Here is a 23,905-nt window from a genome sequence, read left to right on the forward strand (position 1 = left end):
AAGTTAAAAACAGTCACAATTTAAAGCATTTTTGCACTAAGGAAGGTCAAAGCTTGCAAATACAGAAGCCATATTGGTGCAGATAAAAACGCCCAAAGCAGGTAGCTATGATAAATAAACCACTTTATTTCGACCTTCAGATTTTGCTTTATATAAGGCTGTATCTGCACGGTTAATGATGAGATCAAGGCTTAGATCATCTGCCGTTATTTGGCTAACCCCAAAACTTGCGGTAATTGTAAATTGATGACCAGAAAAACGAGTATCAATCGACTCAATATCAAATCGTATTTTTTTCGCTAACTCAACTGCTAATTCAATTGTGGTAAAAGGCATAAAAATAGCAAACTCTTCACCACCCATTCTACTGACGATATCTGTACTACGGGTATTCGCCGTTATCACCTCAGCAACCTTTTTCAGTGCCCAATCCCCAGTGCCGTGGCCAAAGGTGTCGTTAATCTGTTTAAAAAAGTCTAAATCAATCACTATAACGCTATATTGTCCGCCACGGGCAAGCACTTGGACAAATTCATCTTCGGCTTTTTCTTCGCCAGTACCACGATTTAACAAGCCGGTGAGTAAATCAATTTGAGCTTGTTTACGAAATTGATTTCTTTGCATCCATGCGGTGGCAAGCAACAAACTCAAAAATGCTACCGTGCCCGTCAAGACGGTAGAAAACATAAACGAAGCGCTTTTTTCGTTATTCATAATGCTGCGCTCTTTCGCTAGCATTTCTTGATCTTGTGCCAGTTTATTTAACTGCCGAGTCTTTTCTGCATTATCGAATTTTGCAACTTGGTATGCCGTTTCTTTGACCTTTTTATCATTAATTAACAGCATCCCTATGGCATGGGCTTGCACATGATATTGATAAGCAACTTTAAATTGACCACGTTTACTGGCCACCATTGAAAGCACATTATAAGCACGCTGCTTAGCCTTATAATTATTAGGCTCGTTAGTCAGTTTATCGACCAATTCGGCATACTCAACCGCCTGTTGAAATTGTTGTAACTGAAAATAAACTTCACTTAAATAAGCGTAAATATTATTAATTTCTAACTCAAAATTAAACGGTTGATAAGCTGCTAACGCTTTAAGAAATAACACTTCTGCGGTTTGATAATGATGGTGTTCAAACTCAACTATAGCCTTGCCTTTAATGGCCATAGCTGCAATTAACGGGAAATTATTTTGCTGACAATAATCTTGGGTATCTGCAAATAATTGTAATTGTTCTAGATAAGGGATTTGGTTCAATGATAATTGCGCTGTAGATGTCAGTACCATGGCATAGCAATGGGATTTGCTATCTTGGCCTTTATTTAACATAAAAACAATCTTCGAAAGCCTAAGTACCTCGTCATATTTATCTAAATCTAGATAGGTATTCATTAGCCTGACATAGGAACTGATTTTAATCGAGTTATCTTGAAAGCTGTCAATGCGTGCTAGGCTTTTCTCCAGTAGGCTAAAAGCATCTTCATAGCGCTTTAAAGGAATACTAGCAGAAATTTTATAAGCATAAATATTCGTTAATTGCTCATCGTTCGGGTTGAGTAATAGAGCCTTATCTAAAGTCTGTAAGGCACTTTCATATTTTCCGGCAAGAATAAGCCGTACCGACTCAAAAATATAAAGCCTTATTTTTTGCGCTCGACTTAGACTATCAAACAAACCAAACAGTTCATTAATGCTGGCGCTAGAGGTATCAATATCTTTAAGTATTGATACATCTAGCAGATCTAATTTTTGGTCAATATCGTCAGCGCTGACGTCATCGGCACTCACTGCTGCGCAGAAAATGAATAACGTGGAGCAAAGTAACCGATTAAGCGCTTTTAGCATGAGGCTAAGATTACGATAAGTGATGGACGAGTAAAATTGATTTCAGTTCAACATCACCCACCAAGGATTTAACTTGCGCCATATCCCCTGACATCACAGCGTCAATGTCTTTATCTGATAAACCATTGGCCTGCATAACGCCGCGAGGATCTTTCTTATAAGCCTCTAACAACTTGGCATCTGAGCTTAATTGAGTAAAAAACTCGGTTAAATTTGACATGTTATTTCCTTATTTGTCTTCAAGGTTGTTATCACTATTGATTAGTACAGCTATCAAGCGCGGTTATTGTCCACAATAACCCGTATTCTGTTAACCAATATCATTGGCATTAATCCCTAATTTTTTCATCATCAGCTGATTTAACTTCAGCGGCATTGAAGGTGGGATTAATAAAGTACTGATCATACTTAATGGCGCAAACGGCAAATCCTTTAAAGGAATTTGGTCAATTCTTGGAGATTGAATTGGCAAGTTTGCCGCTTCATATATAATAACTTGGTGATCAAGTGGGTACCATTGGCTTAAGTGATCAACCAAAATCTCCAAGCGGTGTTGATCAGTACTAAACTCGGTCAAAGTATGCTCACCAGCCAAAGCGATTTGCCATAATAGCAAGTAAGTCGCAGGATCTGGATGATGCTGGTAAAGCATAAATTGTGTTGCTTCAAAGCTTTGATGACCATTAGAGCCGGGGTCAATGCCTAAATCTGCCCACAAACATGCTTCAGCGGAAATACCCGGCAGCATATTCGCCTCATAGCCTTCGTTAACCGCTTGCTTAATAGCTAAATGAGATACACAAGAAAATACCCCAGGGTGACCATATAAGGCTACCACCACCAGCTTATCCTGACGAACTTGCTGCAAAATCGCCTCAACCATCTCAGCATAGCTGTCGCGGCGATTCTTCACTTCACCCTCTTGAGCATAATGGCACTGCAATGAGATATGATTGCCATTTAAGCTTTCAAGCCAACGGTTAGCAAAACCATCGGGCACAATAGAAAATACAATATCTGCATTCTCAATATAACTTTGACTTAATTTACTGATATGGCCGGCAAGTTGCAGTCCCGTCCCTACAAAAACTAAACGTCCAGTCTCACCCGGTTCAACTCTTGTTAATGACATTGTGCTCAATTTTTTCAAAAAAAGGTTAAGAGTTTTCTGCACTAAATGCCCTAGCATTACCATGGCGGCACACGGCATTTAAAAATAACTCCAGTTACTATCAAACTTATATAAATAGCAGCGCTATTACCACCTCTTTTAAACATTTGCACAACATATTTAGCGCCAATAAAATCATCATTGGTCAAATTTGGGGAACTAACTGAGTCACTAATGAGTCATAACCGTCATTGAAGTAGTAATGAAGTATCAATAGCCACTTGTCAGCATAGGGAAGCCTTGGGTATGATGGCGTCAGATTTTTAGGAAATAGCGCAGACAATGATAAATAAAAAACAAAGTCTTACCCTTTTAGGCGCCGTTGCGCTTTCTGTATCACTAAGTGCATGTAGCGTTTTTGACTACTTAATTTACAAGCCAGATATACCGCAAGGTAACTACATGGAGTTACAGCAAGTTGAAAAACTGCGTATCGACATGACTAAAGAGCAGGCTGAATACATCTTAGGTCGCCCAGTGTTGCGTGATAGTTTCGCAGACAATATTTGGTATTACGTTTATCACTTTAAAAGTGGCCGTAACGCTAAAGTGACTCATAAAGAACTTATTTTATACTTTGATGGCGACTTACTCACCAAAGTTGAAGGCGACTATAAGCTTAGTGATGACTTTAATACGCCTTTAAACGAAGGGGCATTGCCAACAGTGTCAGCCCCAGTTGTTGCACCATTACTACCTGAGCAAGAACCTAAAGCGATGAGGGGCGATATTCACCCACTTGTTGAAGAAGAGCGCTTAGAAACTGAAAATGATGTACCGCAGCAAGATGAGCAGTAATGAAAAACAGATTTAAGCAATAAAAATAAAAACGGAGAGAATGTTTCATTCTCTCCGTTTTTATTTATGTAATAGCAGTAATACATGACCGCTTTTAGTTCAAATCAGTTAACTTTTGCACCCGTTATCTTATTGCTGCGGCCTTCTTCTTTGGCTTTTTCAGCACGCTTGCGACGCACATCTTTAGGATCTGCAATTAATGGCCGATATATTTCTATTCGTTGACCGGACACCAATACTTCATCATGCTTGACCTGACGGCTAAACACCCCTAGCTTCACCTTGGCTAAATCAATTTCTGGAAAAAAGCTGACAATATTGCTTTGCTTTACCGCCTCAATAAATGTGGTGCCAGGCAGCACATTCACGCTAATAATTTTTTGCTGAGTCGGTAGCGCATAAATCACATCCACCGCAAATGTTTCAACATCATTTGTCATTGTAAATCACCTTGGCTCTTTCAGTGAATGCCGTCACCATTGAATTCATCAGATCTTTAAACACTTTGCCAAAGGCCAAATCAGCTAATGGATTTGAAAAATCGAAATTTAAATCAAATTCAACTTTACAGGCATCGTCCGTTAACTCGGTAAAGCGCCATAAACCGTCTAAATGTTTAAAAGGGCCATTCTCAAGCCTTAACTCAATCGTTTTACCTGGCACCACTTGGTTACGAGTGGTGAAGGTTTTACGGATCCCAGCTTTAGAGACATCAACCGACGCCACCATAGTTTGTCCATCAAACTCCAGCACTTTCCCACCCACACAGCCGGGTAAAAATGCATGATATGACTCCACATCATTAACCAGATCATACATCTGCATTGCACTAAATCGAACCAGTACACTTTTTGAAATTTTTGGCATGAAAAACAACACTCATATTAACAATGAGTCGATTTTAACATGCTCCCAAGAAAACGCATCCATTACAGCTTGATGAATGTACTCGCATCTTTAAGCCGTTTGGGTATAATCCACAGATTAGTTTTCTCTCTCCCCCATCTCTGCCACACGTCAACGAGTAAGCAGAGTTTTTAAATGGGATAACAGCGGGTATCACACGCGATTATGGTAAAAAAGAATTCAAAAAAATCAAAGAATCCGCCCGCTACGATTACACGTAATAAGCGCGCCACCTTTGAATTTAAAATCGAAGAAAAAGTCGAAGCCGGTTTAGAGCTTCAAGGCTGGGAAGTAAAATCTTTGCGTATGGGTAAAGTGACCCTCGCAGATTGCTACGTTTTTATTAAAAACGGTGAAGCCTTTATGCATGGCTGTACCATTCAGCCACTTAACACTGCAACCACCCATGTAGTTTGCGACCCAGTGCGTACTAAAAAGCTGTTATTAAAGCGCAGTGAAATTGATAAACTTGAAGGCTTAATTGAGCGTCAAGGCTACACCTTAGTGCCATTGTCACTTTACTGGCGCAAAAGCGCTTGGGTAAAGGTGGAAATAGGACTCGGTAAAGGTAAAAAAGATCACGATAAACGCCAAGACACTAAAGAACGTGAGTGGAAAGTTGAACAATCTCGAGTAATGAAGAAGTCGAGACTGGACGGATAATGAACAAACGATTGTAACTGTGGTCAAATACATTAGGTATTTTAGTATTTACCCGATACAATCAACAAACTTTGGGGGCGATTCTGGATTCGACAGGATTCACGAAACCCTGGGAGCATGTCGAGGGGCGGTTGGCCTCGTAAAAAGCCGCACTGTTATAGTTGCTAACGACTCTAACTACTCTCTAGCAGCTTAGGCTAGCTAGCCATCTTACCCACGTCTCTCAAATGGGCAGGGATTCAAGATGGTCATATTACATTTGATAGCGAGGGAACTCCGTCCGAGGGTGAACCGCGAAATAGTATCGGACTCGCCAATTGCAATCCTGTCTTTCGGAGTGTACTTGGTTAACCAAAAGAGAGACTAAACATGTAGCGCCTTGGATGTAGGCTTTCTGGACGCGGGTTCAAATCCCGCCGCCTCCACCAAATTCTAAAAGGGCTTAACCGCAAGGTTAAGCCCTTTTTCTTTGGCTAGTTCAAACAACTTTTATCAATCCCAATCAATAACTTTCTCGATTCCAATGAGGCGGTGGCAACTGAACTGCCGGCCATAAAAAAACCTGCACTTGGCAGGTTTTTATCAAACTCAATTAAAAAGCGATTTAGTTTTGCTTTCTAACAAACTTTGATTTGAGCATCATTTGGCCGTGACCATCAACTTTACAGTCAATATCATGGTCAGCATCAACAAAACGTTTGATAACCGCTTTAGTACCAACTTTAAGCACTAATGAAGAACCTTTTACTTTAAGGTCTTTAATCAGCGTCACTTTGTCTTCTTCTGCAAGTAGGTTACCTACTGCATCTTTTAGGATGATTGCATCTGGATCAACGATTTCTTCGTTTGGGTTCCATTCATGAGCACATTCTGGACAAACTAGTTGTGAGCCATCTTCGTATACGTAGGCTGATTCACATTTTGGACATGGTGGGATATTGCTCATGGTGAGTTCTCTTTAAATGAATGATTGTCTGCCTTTAAGTGGCTTAAATAGCACTTTTATTGCAGAAACAGATAGCGGTTATTATACGCAAAATAAGCTATATCTGCTAGACAGCTTATTTGCTGAGCTTCACAAATTAGCACCTTGATGTGAGACTGAACTGGCCAAGGTGTTATTTTTCATACAAGTGTGTTAAACATGTTACATCAGTTATTTTAAGCCCAAACTCTGGCCTCATAAGGGCTTGCGATCATTGGTGATTTTTCCGAACACTGTTTAAGGCATTTTTTATACTGCTATTTGTTGACCTCTGTGAAATTGCAGCTCATATTGCTTACCAAAGGCTAAGTAATATAGTCATCTGTAGTTACTTTTTTAAGATACAAGGTCGTGTCTGTGAGTATAGTTGCTCATTATTTACATAAATGGAAAATGAGGCTGGGCATTTTGGTTGCACTAGTCTGTTTGTGGCCGATTCAAACTTGGCTAATTAATGCAATGACTACAGATGCGTTAAGCCCTTATCGCATCACGCTAACCTTGCCGCTCTCTGACGCCCTCAATCAAGATTATGGTCTTAGCCCTGATGCTAAAGTGAATAAGGTTTTTGTCAGTGGCAGTTTTTCTGACTGGTATAGTGACGACCCTTATTATCAAATGCAGCAAGTCTCTGCTAACCAGTGGCAATATGATCTTTCCATTCATCCCGGTGACATTGAATATAAACTGGTGCTGCATCTCGATGGACAGCCGACACCGATTTGGATTTTAGACCCGAATACCCCTAACACAGCCAGTAACCCTTGGGGTGATACCAACTCTGTGTTACACGTGTTTGACTGGCCCAAGATTGCCACCACAGTGCAGCTATTTACTCTATCGATTGTGGGGGCATTTTTACTATTTTGTGTATTAGAGCCTTTTTTATATTGGTTACTGCATTTAAAAATGCCCTTTCACCGTAAACTGATGATCAGCAACATGTTGATCCTTATTTGTGTACAAGTGGTGTTTTTTGGCTATCAACTGCATCAAAGCCGCCAATTGATAAAGCTTTCGGTTAGTGACACCTTGCATAACATGCACTTACTGCTAGCCAGTGAACAAATTGATTTTGACAACATAGCAAGCCAGCAACAACAAATCTCAGCGACCATTGAGCGTTTTTTTTCTCAAGCGACGACCCGCATCGATAAAAAACAAAACAGCTTATTTCAAATTACCTTGTCTGATTTTGCGGTGCTGGATAAAAACGGCCAATTAGTCAGTTTGCATCACCGCCGTCAGAATGAAACCATCCAACAAGATAGAGCCTCAAAACTTGGCTTTGCTAGCTCTGAAGATTACTTTATGAAGGGCTTATGGGCGCAATTAATTCCCAAGGCACAACAACAAGCGCTTACTGGGCAATTACAGGTAAAAAAACGCCCACGTAATATGCGTAAAATAGAAACCGCCCGTACCCAACAAGCTGAATGGGTACTAGGTTTTAGCCAGTTGATGCAGCCTATTGTCTACCGAGGTCAATTAAAAGGCTTTTATGGTGCGTCGATTCAAGTAAAGCTTTATGGCACTGAACTATTAAATATACTGTTTTTTCAGTTGTTGCTTTTGCTGGGGCTGATTGCTGTCGCTAGCTGGTTGTTTATGCGCGTCGGTAAAATTGTCACCAAAGACATTCTAATACTGACCAGTTGGACCCAAAGAATCGTTAAGGGTAATTTAAACCAAAAACTTTACATAAATAGCCAAGATGAAATTCAACAACTGGCCGAAGACTTCGAATTAATGCGTCAGTCCTTGGTCACCAGTTTTAATAAAATTGAGCAGCAAAATACTAATCTGTATACCGAGGCTTATTTTAATAATCTTACAGGCTTGCCTAACCGCAAAAAGCTTTACGCAGATTTAGCAGGCAAAACTGCGCACTCTTTAATTGCCTTTAACATTAATCAGTTTGGCCAAATAAATGATTTTTACGGGGTAAAAACTGGCGATGCGACTATCAAAGTTATTGCCAAGCGGATCGTCGCTGCCGCTAGTCAGCACACGGTTTACAAAACCGGCGCTAACGAGTTTGTCGTCACCCTTAGCAATCAAGTTGAAGATCTGCACTTACAACAACTAGCAGAAGCCATTATTGATGATGTCACTCAACATGCCATCACCATAGATGGCAACGAGGTATATGTTAACCTCAGCGCCGGTGGAGCCCACTGTATTGATAGTAATTACTCACAACTGCATCAACATGCTGATTTAGCCAGAAGAATTGCCCTTAAACAGTTTCAGCGTTATCAGCTGTTTTCTTTATCAATGGTCAACCCACAAGCTTTTGAACACAACATGCAGCAAAGCCGTATGTTGGCGCTGGCAATACAAAATGATGCCGTAGTGCCCTTTGTACAATTAATCCAGCCACTGGATGGCAATAGCGCCCCGAAATTTGAATGTTTAATGCGAATAAAACAAGCTGATGGCGATTATTTAACGCCTGCAATGTTTATGAAAACCGCCGTGCAATCGCGTATTTACCCACTATTGATGCAGAGTATGCTAACAAAATCTTTTGCATTATTTCATCTACAGCCCTACGAGTTTTCAGTCAATATCTCTATCGATGATATTGCCCTACCTGAACAAGTGAATCAGCTGCTTAATTTACTGAAGCAATACTCTGGGGTGGCGCAAAGATTAACCTTTGAATTACTTGAAAGTGATGAGATCACCAACTACCAATTAGTAAAAGACTTCATTGCAAAAGTAAAACCTTTTGGCTGTAAAATTGCCATTGATGACTTTGGAGCTGGTTATTCTAACTTTAGTCATTTACTCAGCTTAGATGTGGATATCATTAAGATTGATGGCTCGCTTATCCGTCACCTAGATCATGATAAAAAAGCCCAACATTTAGTTGAAACCGTATCTGAGTTTGCTCGCAAAATGCATATTCAAACCGTGGCTGAATTTGTGGATTCTGACAAGGTGCTAAATATGGTCAAGCACTACCAAATTGATTACGCCCAAGGCTATTTACTGGGTAAACCCCAGCCAACAATTGAGGCAGCATTAGGCTTACCGCGCCCAGTAAAAAAACAGCTGACAAATAGCGTTATTGAGCCAGTATTTAGTTAACCCTCAGCACTATCTGCAAGCACTAATCACTAAGGAGTTAGAAGTAAGTGCTAATCACTAACAAAAAATACCGCTACTCAGTTGCGGTATGTTGTCACTCACCAAGCCGGCTCAATCAGCGATGAGCTGTGTTTTTATGAGTCTGGTTGCAATTAAACTCGCTCAGACAACATGGCATCAGATTAGTGTGAAACACAAAACCGTGGCCATTAAATAAAACTAGGGCGACTAAATATAGTCGCCCTAGTTTTATTTAATGATGTTAGTTGCTGTTTGATTATAAAAAATTAGTTAGTTACCAATCATTTTTTGTTGAGAATAAACTCGCTCGCCCAAGGTGTTAAGCACTGTGCACTCACCATCAAGCACGGCAATAATCGACTTACCCTCTCGAAACTCATCGGGCAATATTACCCTTCCAGCAGCACTGACATGTAACCCTTTCAGTACAGTGTTATTCATAGATAGACCTGCCGGAGCATCATAAAATAATACCGTTACTGTCGCTTTATTATCTTTATCAACTGTGGCTAACGGCTGCGTTACTTCTGTCATAAGTTCACTCTCATCCTTATAAAGCGGCTAACATGACTATTACTTCCCTTATGATAAGTCTAGTCATGAATTATTGATTTATCGAGAAACTGAACAACATATTACTTACAAAGGTATTGTTAATTTGACCTAGCTCACTGCTTAATGATGATTTTGTTCAAAAATTAGGGGGAATTTTAATATCTACAGCGGTCATTTTTGTGTAGCTGGCAAGAAAATGAGCAAAAACCAATAAAATTAACATTGAAACAGATACAGCCCCTAAACAGTTGCGATAATTTTTGCTAGAATCATCGACAATTTTTCGATATAAGACTGAGATTAAGATGGGAAGAGCATACCAAAACCGCAAAGAATCTATGGCTAAAACCGCTGGCCAAAAAACGCGTTTATACTCGCGCTACGGTAAAGAGATATATGTTTCAGCTAAAAATGGTGGTGTTGATCCTGACGGTAACTTAGCATTACGCAGCTTAATTGCACGTGCGAAAAAAGACCAAGTACCGACTCATGTTATCGAACGTGCTATTGAAAAAGCCAAAGGCGGTGGCGGTGAAGATTATGATACCGCGCGTTATGAAGGTTTTGGCCCTGGTGGATGTTCAGTCATCGTAGATTGCTTAACTGACAATGTGAAACGTACTTTCACTGAAGTGCGTCAAGCTTTCGTTAAAAATGATGCTAAGTTAGGTGGACCTGGTACTGTTGCTCACAGTTTTGACCACCAAGCCGTATTTGTATTTCCTGGTGATGACGATGAAGCAGTTTTAGAATTGCTGATGATGGCTGATGTGGACGTGACTGATGTTGAGTTAGAAGATGGCATGATCAGCGTTTTCTCACCAATCACTGAATACAATAAAGTCCGTGTGGCATTAACTGAAGATAATGCAGACATCGAATTTGAAGTTGAACATATCACATTTGTACCTCAGGCCATGACCGAAGTGACCGGTGAAGATGTTGAAACCTTCGATAAATTTATTGCTGCTTTAGAAGACTGTGATGACGTACAAAACGTTTATCACAATGCTGAGATTAACGACTAACAGCAACAGCTCTTACGCCAGCCCTAAAGCGGATGAGCCCAATAAAAACGCAGTCAATAGACTGCGTTTTTTTATGGCTTACCTTTGTAGCTAAAATAAGGGCAAGTCGCTTATTTTAATTCCATTTCTTGAACTTTTTCATAAGCTATTTCAGGTGCTGTAACCTCGGGCTTCTGATGTAAATCTGCTTTTAATTGTCCTTTTCGATGCTTGAGTGCGGCATCAAGTTTTTTACCTGCTTGGGTAAGTGCTGGGTACATAACGGGATCTGACGCTTTGGCAGCGATTCGGCTACCTTCATAGTTCGTGGTAATTTCTACTTCAAACTCGCCGTGCTCTTTTGAAATAATAATATCGAGTGATATTAGCGTTGGGAAATGACTGGCTATTTTAGTGAATTTTTGATTGACGTGTTCTTTTACAGTATCAGTAACATCGACATGGTGACCCGAAAGATTTATTTTCATAGATAAATATCCTTTAATAATATAGCGACGCTATATACTTCACTTTCTTTAAGCAATTTTATTCTTACACCAGTATATTTGAGGACTTGTGTCCTAGAACTCAAGGGAAGTTGGATAAATTTTTGTTAACATTACAAAAATTTCTCACTACCACCTCATACTAGTGTTAATTATTTTGTTTGCAGCGATTCATTTGTCTTACAACTTCAGTATAGACATAAAATTAAAACAAAATCTGCAACTTTTGTCGTGTTTGCACTTTATTTGTGCATTTAGCTGTTTTTTAAGAAAATTAACCTTCAAAATAGTTTAAAAATCAGCCAAAAAAGCTAAATTAAGGCACAGTTCAAGCGTCCATGGCCTCAAGTTAATCTATGACTAAAAGTGATAATTCACGCTTTACACTCACTTTTAAGCACTGGAGTGGATTTCATAAAAAACCCAGCATAAGCTGGGTTTTGTTATATCGGTCATTTGAGATAAGTTTATCGTTAAAGTCAGTTAACTTTGGTTACCGACAAGGTGGGAGAGCTCGCACTGGGGCCAGTTACCGTAAATCGATATGTGCCAGCATCTGCAGCATTAAAATTCATATTAGCCCCTTTGGATGCCAATGACTGCATTTCACCTTCTAACACCGTTTCTTCGCCAGCAATAGCACCAAAATCAACAGTAGACCAATCTGCAGTAGCAATCTTAAATTCATGATTGCCCGCCTCTAAAGCGATATCAACATGGTAAACCGAAGAACCTTGGTAAGTTAGTGCATCAACTTCACCCCAGCCATTCATTCCGCCACGAATATACACAGTATTAGTGCCAAACATTTCTGTTTTATTGACAGTTAGCATTGGCTCTAAACGATTACTCATATTAAAAGTAAAAGTGTACATTTCTTCAGTTTCAAAGTTGAGACTCATATTCGTCCCTGCAACCGCTAACGCTTTGGCAGTATCTAAGGTCACTGCACCATTATCATCTAAACTGCCGTAATCAACTGTAGACCAATCACTTGAGGCAACTTTAAATTCATGGTTTGCTGCTGATACCAATATTTCTGCTTGGTAAATACTGCCACCCATGTAAACCAATTCATTGGTTTCGCCCCAACCATTCATGCCGCCACGAACATAAACACTAGTGCCAACGAAAGGCTCTTCGTTGTATACGGTTAGCACTGGGTTATCTTTATCTGCTGCATTAAGTGAGAACACATAAGTCCCATCAAGTGTTGCGGTAAAGCTTAAATTTGCGCCCGCTCTAGCAAGTGGCTCAGCTACGTCTTCATCAACTCCCGCTTCGGCATCTGACACGCCGCCAAAGTCCACAGTGCTCCAATCACTGGATGCCACTTTAAAGTCATAGCCACCCGCGGCTAAAGTAATTGCAACGCGATATTCACCACTACCAATATAGGTAAAGCTATCCACTTCACCCCAGCCATTCATGCCACCACGAACAAATACTTCAGTGCTGCCATATGGCACAACATCTGGCGCACCCGCTGTAGCATTAGCACTTAAACCTGCACCTTGTGTATCACCTTGGTTTTTCACAAACACTGCTGTGGTATAAGCCGGTACAGTAAACGTGCCCTCTTCAGTCCCCTCACTAAAGTTGGCACTTTGCACTGTGGTGTCAATCGACATAGATAAACTTGGATGCAAACTAAACCCAGATGCAGTCGGCACTGTATGAGACTGCTCACTTTCACTGCCGTTGATCATCACCACCATGGCATCAACTGAAGGGTCTATATCAGTTAAATCAGCACCATCATCAATACTCATCACAATTACGCCCTGAGTTTGATTCTTGCCAATATTATGGAAACCAACACGGTCAATAATGTCTTGCTCAGTCGTTAAACGCAGTAGTGGGCTCGTTTTACGTATAGATAAAAACTCATTAAAGACGTTAGAAGCAAACTCAATTTCAGACATAGAGGCAGCTGAATTAGGATTACCCGCAAGCGCAATAATTTGCTCCATTTTGGCAGCATTATCTTGCTCTAACGGTAAGCCGACATTCCAGTTATTACTGCCTTTAGTAAAGTCGACCCAGTTAAACCAATCGCCGGAATCATAAGTATTTCGGTCTAATGATTTCGAGCGCAACATGTCGCCACCCATTTGTAAAAATGGAATACCTTGGCTCATTAATGGAATCGTAGCAGCAATATTTTGCACTCGTACGCGGCTATCTAACGATAAACCAATATCATTTGAATACTGTAAAATATCCCATAAGGTTTCGTTATCATGCTTTGATACATAGTTAATACTGTCTGCAGGATCTAAGGTGTAAGCTGTTGGCTGTGAGTTCCAGCTAAAGCTACTCCCTGTGGCAGTATTGCCGTTAAAGTCTTTTAAGACGTAGTTTTGTAAGTTACCTGCCATTGATAAGCGCAGCGTATCTTGGTCACGCAAATAATCATCTTTTTGCTCAGAAGCAAATAAAGCCCCCCCTCGAACGGCCTCACGAATACGGTCATTAAAGGTACCGACTTCACTGCCTGCCATATTGGCTTGAGTGGCCTGTTCAAACAATCGATTATCGGCGACTTCACCAAAGTTCCAACCTTCACCATAGAAGTAGTTATCAGCATCAACCGCTTGAACGGCATCACGGGCAGCTAAAATACTGCTCTTAGGCATATGACCCATCACGTCGAATCGGAAACCATCAAAACCATATTGCTCAGCTAAAATCACCATTGAATCAGAGACAAACTTATCCATCATTCGATGTTCAGTGGCGGTATTATCACAACAGGTGGATGATTCAATGTTACCGCTAATTTCGTTATAACGGTGGTAATAACCTGGCACGACTTTATCGAGCACTGAGTTATCCCAAAGCCCAGATGAACTGGTATGGTTATACACCACATCTAACACGACTCTTAGCCCTAACTCATGTAAAGCTAAGTTCATTTCACGTAACTCTCTAACTCGAGCAATGCCATCGGCATCGCTAGCATAACTGCCTTCTGGGGCAATAAAATGCTGAGGGTCATACCCCCAGTTAAAGCTGTCATAGCCGCGCATAGCTTCAACTAATGCTTGGGCATCTTTTGAGCCTGGTAATGCTCCTTCTAGGATTGATTCAATTGTGGCTGATTTATCTTGGGTAACACAGGCATCTGCACTGTCTTCAATCTTGTCACACAAGGTGCCTAAAGTGTCTGTGATATCAACTCGCTCTGCCGGATCTTCATTAACAGTAGCGATATCATTGACAGGCAATAAATGAAAATGAGTCACACCACTTTCAGCTAATTTACGTAGATGCTCAACAGGTGCACTACCCGCTTCAGTAAAGGCTAAATACTTACCTCGGTTTTCTGCGCTAGTGCTTTCATCGCGAGCACTAAAATCACGAACATGACCTTCGTAAATCACGATATCTTCAGGATTGGCAACCGTCATGACTTCGTGGTCATCCCAACCATCAGGTTTTAAGTCATCATCACTTAAGTTAATAAATTGACTATAGCGGCCATTGGTTGACACATTCAGAGAATAAGGGTCCGTTGATTCAAGTGTTTCAATGGCTTTAGTTACAGGATGGAAAACAATGAGTTCGTAACGGTAATACATTCTGTCTAAGCTCATATCACCGCTAAATGACCAAATCCCCGTTTCAGCATCTAAGGTCATCGACTCAGTACGGGTTAAGTTTTTAGCTGCATCATAAACTTTCAAATTCACTGTTTGAGCTGTTGGTGCCCAGACTTTCGCCATGATGTTACTGCCATCATAGATTATGCCTAAGTCAGCTTCATCAGCATCATTCTCACCAGCGGTGTACAGTGCATCAAGTACTTTAGCGGCTTGAACATGAGTTGCTGCAACAGGTTTGTCGTCGCCATCATAAGCCACCATAACCAACTGATTTTTAGCAATAGACTTAGCTTCTTCTGTAGTAAAATTCGCTTCATAAGCTGGCCAATCTGCTAAATGCGGTACTAGGGCTTTTTGCGCATCTGTTAGCTCACTGCTCATCACTTCAACTTGAGTGCCACTGATATTGCCATCATTGTCAGCTGCAATTCCTGCACTATCAGAATGATGAATAACAAACTTTGCAATGCCGTCAGGATCTTCATTCCACACAAAGGTATTTTGATCGAGCCAATGAGCACTAGCACCATCAATTGAAAAGCCAGTATCTAACACAGGATAAGCATAAATATCGCCAATCCCATCAATGGTAAAGTTTGTGCGATCGAACATGGCTTCTGGTGCGTCTCCGTCTTCAAAGGCAATTAAGCTCATGCTTAAATCGCCCGAAGCAATGGCCTTATCATCACCATCATGAATAATGAAATTAGCACATTCTCCATAGCCTTCTTTTAATTCTAAAACCCAATAAGCGCCGTAGACCTCATCAACCCCAGTAAAACGATGTCCATTGGCCCAGTCGGTGCTATCAAATGGCGGAGCATAAGCGTCACATTTGTCGTTATTCCAAGTGTGTAATTTATATGCTGAATACTTTGGATTAGACTCAGTGTTATTTTTATCTTGCTTGCGGTGGTAATAAAGTACCGCTTGATTTGCCCCCGCTAACACACTAGGCAAAGGCAAGTTAGGGTTTAAGCCCACTTCACACGTTTCATTGTTTGCATCAGGAAAAGTCGGTGCAGGACAACTTAATGGCGGCGGTGGAACACACGCAGTGCCCTCGGCATTCGGTACATTGGGCACATTACAGGTTAGCAGTACTTCACCGGACTCTACTGAGTCACCACCACAACCATACAGAGCAGTTAACGATAAAGTCACTGCGGATAATTTTATTATTCTATAAAGGCTCATCATGAGTCACTTCTCCCTGTTAAATTCGATACTGGGCATTTGGTTGAGCTAAGTTTCTTAACGGCGTCATCAGCGTTAGATTTACATGACATAATTTAACCCCAGATAAAATTCACGACCGAAGTACTGAATGGTGCCGGTTTTGTTTTGGTTGCCAAAATAGCTCTTAGTTGGCTCGTCAGTTAAGTTATTCACTTGGAATAACAGTCCTAGCCCATCGGTCACTTGATAAGACGCTTGATAATCAATCACGGTTTCACCGTCAAAATTGACCACCTGCTCATTAATAGCGACTTGCTCTGAGATAAAGTCGTCACGATAGCGAGCGCTAACTCGAGTTTCAAAGCCTTCATAACTGTAAAATAACGTTGCACTTGCAACATTATTTGATAAGCCAGGTAGGCCTTGCTTTGACGCTTCACCAGCAAAGGTAGAAATGGTTTCGATTTCAGATTCGGTATAGGAATAACTGGCATTAAAGCCTAACCCTGACCAAGCATCGGGTAATGAAGCAAACACTTGGGTGTAGGCCAGTTCTAAACCGCGAATATAGCCGCCCTTTTCGTTATTCATTGCCGTTGTGAAAGTACCATTAACCGTTGGCACAACTTGGCCACTGTCTAATTCAATCGAATCAGGCACGTTGTAGCCATTGCCTTTAAAGTCGTAGTTGTCGATGCTGTCGGTATCAATAAATGACTTAATATCTTTGTAGAAAAGCGCAGCAACAAACGCACCTTCATCAAAGTAATACTCATAAGACACATCGTATTGATCGGCATAGAAAGGCTTTAAGAATGGGTTATTAGTGCTTGAACCATTAATTTCACCTGTGTCGCTGACCGAAGCGCTCGCATCGCCCGCTAAGCGATTAATAGGTGGGCGAGACATCACTTTCGCGGCGCCAAAACGCACTTGAGCGCTTTCTGTCACATGAAAGTTAAGGTTAATTGAAGGCAAGTAATCGGTATAGCTCACCCCTTCAACGATGGGAGCATAAAGCGAGTTATTGATACCGATTTCGTCGAGAATGTTTTGCGCACCAAAAGCTGGATCGCCACCCACATTTTTAAGCACGGTTGCCGATTGTTCGGTGTTTACCACCCTTACGCCAAAGTTACCCGTTATTGGCAAACCACCTAATTCAGTATTGATATTGGCTAAGGCATAACCAGACCAAACCTTTTCGTACACTTCACCACTTTGCAATACTGACCATGAATAGTTGTTGGTATAACCTTGGGCTTGCCCCGGTGCAACACCATCAGCGTTACCCCATGTTTGCACTGGTTGCGGAGTTCCATTTGGGAACCACGCGTTAAGTGCCGCATCAACATCAATGGCTAAATAAGATGGGAAATAGCTAAAATCACCTTCCCAATCAACGACAGTGGTCATGTCATCGGTCAATCTTAATGGCGGCTGCGAACTCGAAAAAGCATTATCAACTCCGTATTCAAATACTGAGCGGTCATTAGAGTAAGTACGGTCTGAATAACGACTACCAAACTCAACACTGGATATAACATCATTGTCTAGGGTGTATTCAAAATCTATCCGATAAGCGATTAATTCATCTTCATTCACATAGGGATAGATGCCATATTTGCTGACCATCATACGGTCAGTATCAGAAAATGCATCCGCTTGATTAAAACCCACATCGGGTAAATCTAAACCATTCAGTAAGTAGCTAATTGATACATTTTCATCAAAAATGGGCGTGTCGGCGTTGGCATCAACTGCCACATTTGACCATAACAAACCATTACGAAAATTACTTTTTGCCGATGATAAAGACACATCAACATTCACATTAAGATTGTCAGTAACTTGCCAATCAGCGTTAATGCCATAGCTATTTACTTCATCAAAATCTTGATTGTCATCGTTAACCAACTCAACCCGCGTGTTACCAGTAGACTTACGGTTGTAAGTACCACCAATCACTGAGTTACCATCTAAAACAGGGTTGGCAATTGAAGCACTTTCTGGCTCTAACTTAACCCTAAAACCACGGGCAAAGGCTTCTGTGTCAAAGCGAGATATAAATGCATCAGCTTTAAGGACAAAATTATCAACCGGTGCCCATTCAATCGCCCCCATGTAGCCATTTCGAGTTTCAACGCCGCCAAGATGCTGTAGTTCAAAACCTTCACCCAAATATTCTTTATGGGCGTTAGTCATATCGCCATCGTCACCAATCGGGCCATTGGTGTCATTTTCGATAAAGTCGACATCCGCTGTGCCATTGTATGCAAAGCCAATAAATTGCGTTGCTACGCTTGGCTGATTCAATCTTGCATAACCAACGGCAATACCTAATGTGTCTTCAAGAAATTTACCCTGATATGAAAAACTGACGCGATCGCCATATTCTTCCGCACCATACACTTCACTCGCGCGGTCGTTATACATAGCGCGGGCATTCACCACAAAGTTATGTTTTTCTGTTTTGCTCAAAGGACTAACCGTTGCTAACTCAACCGTACCGGCTACGCCCCCTTCAAGTAATGATGCTTTAGAAGATTTATATACTGCAGCAGAGCTAATTAGCTCAGAAGGATATTGATCAAACTCAATGCTACGAGAGCCACTTGTCGATACCTGCTCACGACCATTTAAGGTTGAAGAGACAAAGCCACCTGACATACCACGAATATTGATTTGAGCAGCTTGGCCACCGGTTCTCACCGCTGAAATCCCCGGTAAACGGGTTAATGCATCCGCCATTGATACATCTGGCAGTGCGCCTAAGTCATCTGCTGATAGTTGCTCAGAAACAGTATCCCCATAACGTTTTGAATTAAGTGAATCAATCAAACTACGGCTATAACCGGTGACACGAATAACCTCAATGTCATCTTCAGCGGTGATATTATTGCTACTGGTATTTGCTGCGGCATTATCCACATTAGTTTCATTTTCGACCGCATTAGCGACCTGAGTTTTTTCTGTATTGATGCCATCGGCAGCAAGCGCTATATCGGATGAAAAAGCAAATCCGACCCCCGCAGCAGCTAGCGCTAGCGATAACACACTAGGTTTACAATTGAACATTGAGTTTCCCCTCACCTTACTGACTTTATAGTCACCCAACATTCAGTTATACGACTCAGACTAATGGAATATCAGGCATTATTATCCCGATATACTAGACATGGTTCAGCGCTAGCCTCAATTTACTGCATACGTATTCATAACATATTATTAACATACCAATTATTACAATAGTCGCTAAGTTGATGTAATCAAATGCTAAAATCGGTTTGCTAATTATGATTAATATTTACACTATCCGCGGCAATCCACTTTTGGCTATAGGCTAGTCATTAAATATCTAAGGGGAGGTAGATTTCGTCACTCACTCAGGTAGAATACTTTTCAGCTAAACCATTTGAGTAATGCTTCTAATCACAGTTTTAACCAGATTACTCACTAAGTGTTTGAAATTGTAAACAAAGGATAAATGATGGGTTTTAAGTTAACGGTAAAATGGCAAGCAGATCATTTTGATCATCAAGCGCCAGAGTTTAACCGGGATCACCAAATCGAATTTGGTACAGGCCAAGTTGTTCACGCCTCTTCTGCGCCTGAATATAAAGGCAATGAAGCCAAGGTTAATCCTGAAGAAAGTTTGCTTGCGGCCTTATCCTCTTGCCACATGCTAACCTTTTTAGCCATTGCCCATTTAAAACGCCTAACAGTTGAAACCTATGTTGATAATGCCAAAGCAGAACTAGGCAAAAATGATAACGGTAAGCTGTCAGTCACCAAAATGACCTTAAATCCAGTGGTAACTTTTGCAGAAGGCATTGAAGTCAGTCAGGAAGTGATAAATAAAATCCATGACAAAGCCCACGCCAATTGCTTTATCGCCAATAGTGTTAATTCTGAAGTAGCAATTAACGGCTGATAAATACCTGCTAAAGGCTGTATTTACAAATAAAAAAACCGATATCAACTTGACTTGATATCGGTTTTTTTACACTTATTTACCAAGCTTAACTCAAGTTAGCGCCTTTAAAATTGCGCTTTAGTATCTGCCGCAAATCCGCTTGCAGGAATTGGCTTAGCTTTTAACGGCGCGATTGGCTTTTGGATCAGCTCATCTTTTAAATAACGAATGGCGGTTTCAAGTTGGGCATCTTGGCCCGAGAATGTGGCAAAAGGTAAGTTATCTACCTCAATATCCGGTTCAACTCCGTGGCCTTCAACAATCCAACTGCCATCAATAGCGTATTGTGGATACTCCGCCACTCTTGCCATACCTTTATCCGTTAGGCTGTTGCGCCCTGAAAGCCAAACCCCTGCACCCGCAGTTTGCTTACCAATTAACGGCGCTAACCCTAAGGCTTTAATGCCTGCTGAAAAGGTCTCGCCATCTGAATAAGTCATTTGATCCGCGAGCACCACTAAGTGACCCCTAAAGGTTTGCTGCATATTGGTATTAGCAGTGCCATGGGTGGGCTGCCAAAAAGCCCACGCACGGCGCAGTAACTTTTCAATAATCCAGCTATCGATATTACCGCCACGATTACGACGCACATCAATGATTAAACCGTCTTTGTCATAATTGGTATAAAACTCACGGGCAAAGCTTTCAATATCCCCAGCCCCCATGGCATACAAATGTAAATAACCAATGTTGCCTTTACTGGCACTGCTGACTTTAGCGGCATTATTGGTGACCCAGTCTAAATAACGCAGCTTGGCATCGGTGCGGTTATCATGGGGCACAACAATCGTTTGATGGCTTTTTTTACCACGAGTTAACTCCAACAACACTTGTTTATTGGTTTGATTACGCAGTAGTTGACTAACCTGAGCAAGACTGCTGACAGGCTTACCATTAATGGCTTTGATGATGTCGCCCTCTGCGGCGTCAACGTCAATACGGGCCAGCGGTGATGCCTGCGTTGGTAGCTCTGGGTCGTTACGATAAATATGGTTAATCAGCACCCCTTTTGAGGTTTGCGCTAACCGTGCCCCTAAACTTGCCCCTGTGGCAGTGTCGTTTTTAGCTATATCACCACCGCGCACTTGCGAGTGCAATGAATCAAGCTCGCCCATCATTTGCTTGAACAAATCATTAAGCTCATTTCTATCGGTTAAGCGGGCTAATAACGGCTGATATTTTTGCTTCACCTGCTGCCAATTAACCCCGCGCATATTCTTGTCGAAAAAGGAGTCACGGTGCATTAACCAGGCATCTTCAAATATCTGCTGCCACTCTTGCATTGGCGCTATAGATAACTGCCACTGGGCGGTATCAACCTGAGTGTTTTTAAGCTCTGTGGCTATTTTATCGCCAGCATCAACAATATGCAGCTCACTTGGATTAGCCTGTTTTCTTAGCAGTAATTTTTCACCATCATCTGAAAGTTGATAGTCGCTGATATCAGCGGAAAACTCGGTTACCTCAGGCGACAAGTTATCAAACTTCACCAGTTTTAAGCTGCTTTTATCTGCCACTGTATCGAGCAAATATAGCTTATCTTTACTGGCAGTTAAGCTGGAATAATTGCCTGATGCCACCGGAACTTGCCAGAGTCTTTGACTGATATTATCCCAATCCACTTTGACTTTTTGATTACTATCAGCCTGACTTCTAGCCTCTTTGGCATCGGCAATGATACTGCTATTGAGCTCGGTTGGTTTTACAAAGGGAAATACCGACTTTTCAGTTAATGCGATGGCAAAGATTTCAGTGCGTTTATCAAAAACCGGCCCCATATTTCTATCACCCCAAGGCGAACCAGGAGTCGCTTTAAAGTGCCGCGCTGATAAAAAATATAACCATTGTCCGTCAGGGCTAAAGCTAGGTGAATGTGACTCGTATTTATCACTGGTAATGGATTGGGCTTTATTATCATTAACCGAATACAGCACGATTTGCGGGCGCTGTTGACCCATTTCCAATTTGGTTAAGGCAATAAATTGGCTATCACCAGACCAAACGATATCCGGATATTCTCCTAACCCTTCACCATGGGTGATGATTTTAGTATTTTTACCTTTGTTTAAATCCAGTAACCACACATTGCCATCGTAGTCATCATGGGCAATATAGCGGCCATTGGGTGATAAATGCAGACTGGTTCTTAAGCTACTGCCATCTTTAGTGAGTTGTTTTGCCCCTGCACTGCCATCAGCGGGGAATTGCCAGATCTCTTGCTCGCCTGATGCATCACTGATGCCATAAACCCAATCACCATCCGTACTTAATAACGCATTTCTAATGCGGGCGTTAGCGGGTGATTGCACTTGGATTAAGCGGCGGCCATCATGACTTGCTATGGCTACATGGCTTCTAGCGGTGATCACCGCTTTATCGCCACTGGCGGCTAACTCCACTGAGGTAGCAAATGCCATTGGATCTTTTAACCAATGTTCACGGCGATGGGGAAAATCTGAAGTCAGGCTAATATCGACTAAGGATGAACTGCCATCATTAATGCTAAAGACTTTAATATCTGCCCCATGCTGAAACACAACTCGACCATCATTTAACTGTGCATCTCTGACTTGCCAAGCACTAAATTGGGTATGTTGCTTAGCATCTTGACCATCAAGCGTCATCGACCAAATATTATCATTGCCAGATTGGTCGCTAATAAAATAAAGCCGATTTTGCCACAGCATGGGTTGTCTTACTGAGCCTTGATGAGCTGCTGTCAGCTTTTGCGCCTCTTGATTACTGCCCAATTTAAATCGCCAAATTTCACCTAAAGCGCCGCCACGATAAACTTTGGCGTTATCACCACTGGTTTGCAGGCCAAACTGAGTAAAATAAACATACTCGCCCGCATCATCAATGGTGCCTTCAATCGCATCTGCTAGGGGTAAATCCGTTAATTGCAGCGTCTGTGGATCTACCGTTTTAAGAACCCAGTAATTTGCCGGTCCATTAGCATTATCGGTGGCATACAAAATCTCCCCGCTGGCTGTCCAGCCTTGCAATCTGACGCGACTATTTTCAAAGCTTACTCGCTTGGCAACGCCGCCTTTGATCGGCATGACATACACTTCAGTAGCGCCATCATAGTTCGCGCTATAGGCAAGCCAATTACCATCTTTTGAAATCACAGCATCGATTTCTTCTGCTGCTTGGGTGGTTAATCGTGTTGCTGAAGTTTGATTTAACTGACTAAGCCAAAGATCGCCTTCGGCGGTAAATACCAAGGTTTGATCATGTAGCGCTGGCGCGCGGTAATAGCCTTGATTGTCTGAATTAACCGCAAGAGCGGATGTGCTTAACAGCCCAAGAGCTAATAAACAGGCGCTAACAGAATGGCGAAGTTTCATAGTCAGAAAAGTCCTTGTAAATATTATTATTTTCAAGCAATCAAACTAGCAAACTTAAACTGATTTAGCAGTATAAAACCCAGTATTTATTGCGATAAAAGTTTAAGGATTTGTAACAATTAACTTATTCGCCGCAAAAAAAGGGTAACAACTTTTGTTGTTACCCTTGGTGCTTTGGACACCTAGCTCGACAACAAATCTTCAAGCTAGAGCCAATGTTACTGTTAGCG

Annotated in this window: 16 protein-coding genes and 1 other RNA gene; 6 read left to right on the forward strand and 11 right to left on the reverse strand. The window is 41.5% G+C overall.

Annotation, left to right across the window (positions count from 1 at the left end; genetic code table 11):
- Positions 1 to 105: 105 nt before the first annotated feature.
- The 3 genes from Q4557_RS13980 to Q4557_RS13990 all read right to left on the reverse strand — a co-directional run bounded on the left by Q4557_RS13980 (position 106) and on the right by Q4557_RS13990 (position 2,986).
- The gene (locus tag Q4557_RS13980) at positions 106 to 1,854 is read right to left on the reverse strand and encodes a GGDEF domain-containing protein (RefSeq protein ID WP_303413453.1); all 1,749 of its coding nucleotides are present in this window, start codon (positions 1,852 to 1,854) and stop codon (positions 106 to 108) included.
- A gap of 10 nt (positions 1,855 to 1,864) precedes the next feature.
- Entirely contained in the window at positions 1,865 to 2,074 is a 210-nt protein-coding gene (locus tag Q4557_RS13985; RefSeq protein WP_102477204.1) for a hypothetical protein, read from the reverse strand.
- A gap of 90 nt (positions 2,075 to 2,164) precedes the next feature.
- Positions 2,165 to 2,986 carry an SAM-dependent methyltransferase gene (locus Q4557_RS13990; protein ID WP_102520548.1) on the reverse strand — a complete coding sequence of 274 codons (822 nt, stop codon included), beginning with the start codon at positions 2,984 to 2,986 and terminating at the stop codon, positions 2,165 to 2,167.
- 321 nt (positions 2,987 to 3,307) lie between these two features.
- Between Q4557_RS13990 and Q4557_RS13995 the strand changes: the two genes are divergently transcribed.
- Complete coding sequence (locus Q4557_RS13995; protein WP_102520534.1) at positions 3,308 to 3,823, forward strand: outer membrane protein assembly factor BamE; 516 nt, start codon at positions 3,308 to 3,310, stop codon at positions 3,821 to 3,823.
- A gap of 104 nt (positions 3,824 to 3,927) precedes the next feature.
- On the opposite strand, the gene Q4557_RS14000 is transcribed toward Q4557_RS13995, so the two are convergent.
- Both Q4557_RS14000 and Q4557_RS14005 read right to left on the reverse strand, forming a co-directional pair.
- Positions 3,928 to 4,263, reverse strand: coding sequence for an RnfH family protein (locus tag Q4557_RS14000; RefSeq protein WP_102440492.1), 336 nt, complete (start codon positions 4,261 to 4,263; stop codon positions 3,928 to 3,930).
- A complete protein-coding gene (locus tag Q4557_RS14005; RefSeq protein WP_102440491.1) occupies positions 4,253 to 4,690 on the reverse strand; it encodes a type II toxin-antitoxin system RatA family toxin in 438 nt (145 codons plus the stop codon). Before Q4557_RS14005 ends, Q4557_RS14000 begins: the two co-directional genes overlap by 11 nt.
- A 204-nt stretch (positions 4,691 to 4,894) precedes the next feature.
- Here Q4557_RS14005 and smpB point away from each other — a divergent pair, with 204 nt between their 5' ends.
- Both smpB and ssrA read left to right on the forward strand, forming a co-directional pair.
- A complete protein-coding gene (smpB, locus tag Q4557_RS14010; protein ID WP_076542647.1) occupies positions 4,895 to 5,392 on the forward strand; it encodes an SsrA-binding protein SmpB in 498 nt (165 codons plus the stop codon).
- 73 nt (positions 5,393 to 5,465) lie between these two features.
- Positions 5,466 to 5,820: a transfer-messenger RNA gene (gene ssrA, locus Q4557_RS14015) on the forward strand.
- A 176-nt stretch (positions 5,821 to 5,996) separates the two neighbouring features.
- On the opposite strand, the gene Q4557_RS14020 is transcribed toward ssrA, so the two are convergent.
- Entirely contained in the window at positions 5,997 to 6,338 is a 342-nt protein-coding gene (locus tag Q4557_RS14020) for a zinc ribbon domain-containing protein YjdM (RefSeq protein ID WP_076542642.1), read from the reverse strand.
- A 498-nt stretch (positions 6,339 to 6,836) separates the two neighbouring features.
- On the opposite strand from Q4557_RS14020, the gene Q4557_RS14025 reads away from it, so the two are divergent.
- Positions 6,837 to 9,473: an EAL domain-containing protein gene (locus tag Q4557_RS14025; protein ID WP_303413456.1), complete on the forward strand. Its 2,637-nt coding sequence runs from the start codon at positions 6,837 to 6,839 to the stop codon at positions 9,471 to 9,473.
- Between the two features lie 291 nt (positions 9,474 to 9,764).
- On the opposite strand, the gene Q4557_RS14030 is transcribed toward Q4557_RS14025, so the two are convergent.
- Positions 9,765 to 10,028, reverse strand: coding sequence for a TIGR02922 family protein (locus Q4557_RS14030; RefSeq protein ID WP_102438134.1), 264 nt, complete (start codon positions 10,026 to 10,028; stop codon positions 9,765 to 9,767).
- 326 nt (positions 10,029 to 10,354) lie between these two features.
- Here Q4557_RS14030 and Q4557_RS14035 point away from each other — a divergent pair, with 326 nt between their 5' ends.
- Entirely contained in the window at positions 10,355 to 11,077 is a 723-nt protein-coding gene (locus tag Q4557_RS14035) for a YebC/PmpR family DNA-binding transcriptional regulator (protein WP_102438132.1), read from the forward strand.
- Positions 11,078 to 11,187: 110 nt separating this feature from the next.
- On the opposite strand, the gene raiA is transcribed toward Q4557_RS14035, so the two are convergent.
- The 3 genes from raiA to Q4557_RS14050 all read right to left on the reverse strand — a co-directional run bounded on the left by raiA (position 11,188) and on the right by Q4557_RS14050 (position 19,427).
- Positions 11,188 to 11,544 carry a ribosome-associated translation inhibitor RaiA gene (gene raiA, locus Q4557_RS14040; RefSeq protein WP_102477203.1) on the reverse strand — a complete coding sequence of 119 codons (357 nt, stop codon included), beginning with the start codon at positions 11,542 to 11,544 and terminating at the stop codon, positions 11,188 to 11,190.
- Between the two features lie 497 nt (positions 11,545 to 12,041).
- Positions 12,042 to 16,370 carry a pullulanase-type alpha-1,6-glucosidase gene (gene pulA, locus Q4557_RS14045; RefSeq protein WP_303413459.1) on the reverse strand — a complete coding sequence of 1,443 codons (4,329 nt, stop codon included), beginning with the start codon at positions 16,368 to 16,370 and terminating at the stop codon, positions 12,042 to 12,044.
- A gap of 78 nt (positions 16,371 to 16,448) precedes the next feature.
- Positions 16,449 to 19,427, reverse strand: a complete 2,979-nt coding sequence (locus tag Q4557_RS14050) for a TonB-dependent receptor (protein ID WP_303413461.1) — start codon at positions 19,425 to 19,427, stop codon at positions 16,449 to 16,451.
- Between the two features lie 412 nt (positions 19,428 to 19,839).
- Here Q4557_RS14050 and Q4557_RS14055 point away from each other — a divergent pair, with 412 nt between their 5' ends.
- Positions 19,840 to 20,283, forward strand: coding sequence for an OsmC family protein (locus tag Q4557_RS14055; RefSeq protein ID WP_102438126.1), 444 nt, complete (start codon positions 19,840 to 19,842; stop codon positions 20,281 to 20,283).
- A 107-nt stretch (positions 20,284 to 20,390) separates the two neighbouring features.
- Here the strand turns inward: Q4557_RS14055 and Q4557_RS14060 are convergent, their stop codons facing one another.
- Entirely contained in the window at positions 20,391 to 23,675 is a 3,285-nt protein-coding gene (locus Q4557_RS14060; protein ID WP_102477199.1) for a S41 family peptidase, read from the reverse strand.
- Positions 23,676 to 23,905: the final 230 nt, after the last annotated feature.

The organism is Shewanella sp. 5_MG-2023 (genome assembly GCF_030547465.1).
Classification (GTDB): Bacteria; Pseudomonadota; Gammaproteobacteria; order Enterobacterales; family Shewanellaceae; genus Shewanella.

Bases quoted from the DNA above. Each gene is read 5' to 3' on its own strand.
- Q4557_RS13980 (WP_303413453.1), bottom strand. From the start codon at position 1,854: ATGCTAAAAGCGCTTAATCGGTTACTTTGCTCCACGTTATTCATTTTC.
- Q4557_RS13985 (WP_102477204.1), bottom strand. From the start codon at position 2,074: ATGTCAAATTTAACCGAGTTTTTTACTCAATTAAGCTCAGATGCCAAG.
- Q4557_RS13990 (WP_102520548.1), bottom strand. From the start codon at position 2,986: ATGTCATTAACAAGAGTTGAACCGGGTGAGACTGGACGTTTAGTTTTT.
- Q4557_RS13995 (WP_102520534.1), top strand. From the start codon at position 3,308: ATGATAAATAAAAAACAAAGTCTTACCCTTTTAGGCGCCGTTGCGCTT.
- Q4557_RS14000 (WP_102440492.1), bottom strand. From the start codon at position 4,263: ATGACAAATGATGTTGAAACATTTGCGGTGGATGTGATTTATGCGCTA.
- Q4557_RS14005 (WP_102440491.1), bottom strand. From the start codon at position 4,690: ATGCCAAAAATTTCAAAAAGTGTACTGGTTCGATTTAGTGCAATGCAG.
- smpB (WP_076542647.1), top strand. From the start codon at position 4,895: ATGGTAAAAAAGAATTCAAAAAAATCAAAGAATCCGCCCGCTACGATT.
- Q4557_RS14020 (WP_076542642.1), bottom strand. From the start codon at position 6,338: ATGAGCAATATCCCACCATGTCCAAAATGTGAATCAGCCTACGTATAC.
- Q4557_RS14025 (WP_303413456.1), top strand. From the start codon at position 6,837: ATGACTACAGATGCGTTAAGCCCTTATCGCATCACGCTAACCTTGCCG.
- Q4557_RS14030 (WP_102438134.1), bottom strand. From the start codon at position 10,028: ATGACAGAAGTAACGCAGCCGTTAGCCACAGTTGATAAAGATAATAAA.
- Q4557_RS14035 (WP_102438132.1), top strand. From the start codon at position 10,355: ATGGGAAGAGCATACCAAAACCGCAAAGAATCTATGGCTAAAACCGCT.
- raiA (WP_102477203.1), bottom strand. From the start codon at position 11,544: ATGAAAATAAATCTTTCGGGTCACCATGTCGATGTTACTGATACTGTA.
- pulA (WP_303413459.1), bottom strand. From the start codon at position 16,370: ATGATGAGCCTTTATAGAATAATAAAATTATCCGCAGTGACTTTATCG.
- Q4557_RS14050 (WP_303413461.1), bottom strand. From the start codon at position 19,427: ATGTTCAATTGTAAACCTAGTGTGTTATCGCTAGCGCTAGCTGCTGCG.
- Q4557_RS14055 (WP_102438126.1), top strand. From the start codon at position 19,840: ATGGGTTTTAAGTTAACGGTAAAATGGCAAGCAGATCATTTTGATCAT.
- Q4557_RS14060 (WP_102477199.1), bottom strand. From the start codon at position 23,675: ATGAAACTTCGCCATTCTGTTAGCGCCTGTTTATTAGCTCTTGGGCTG.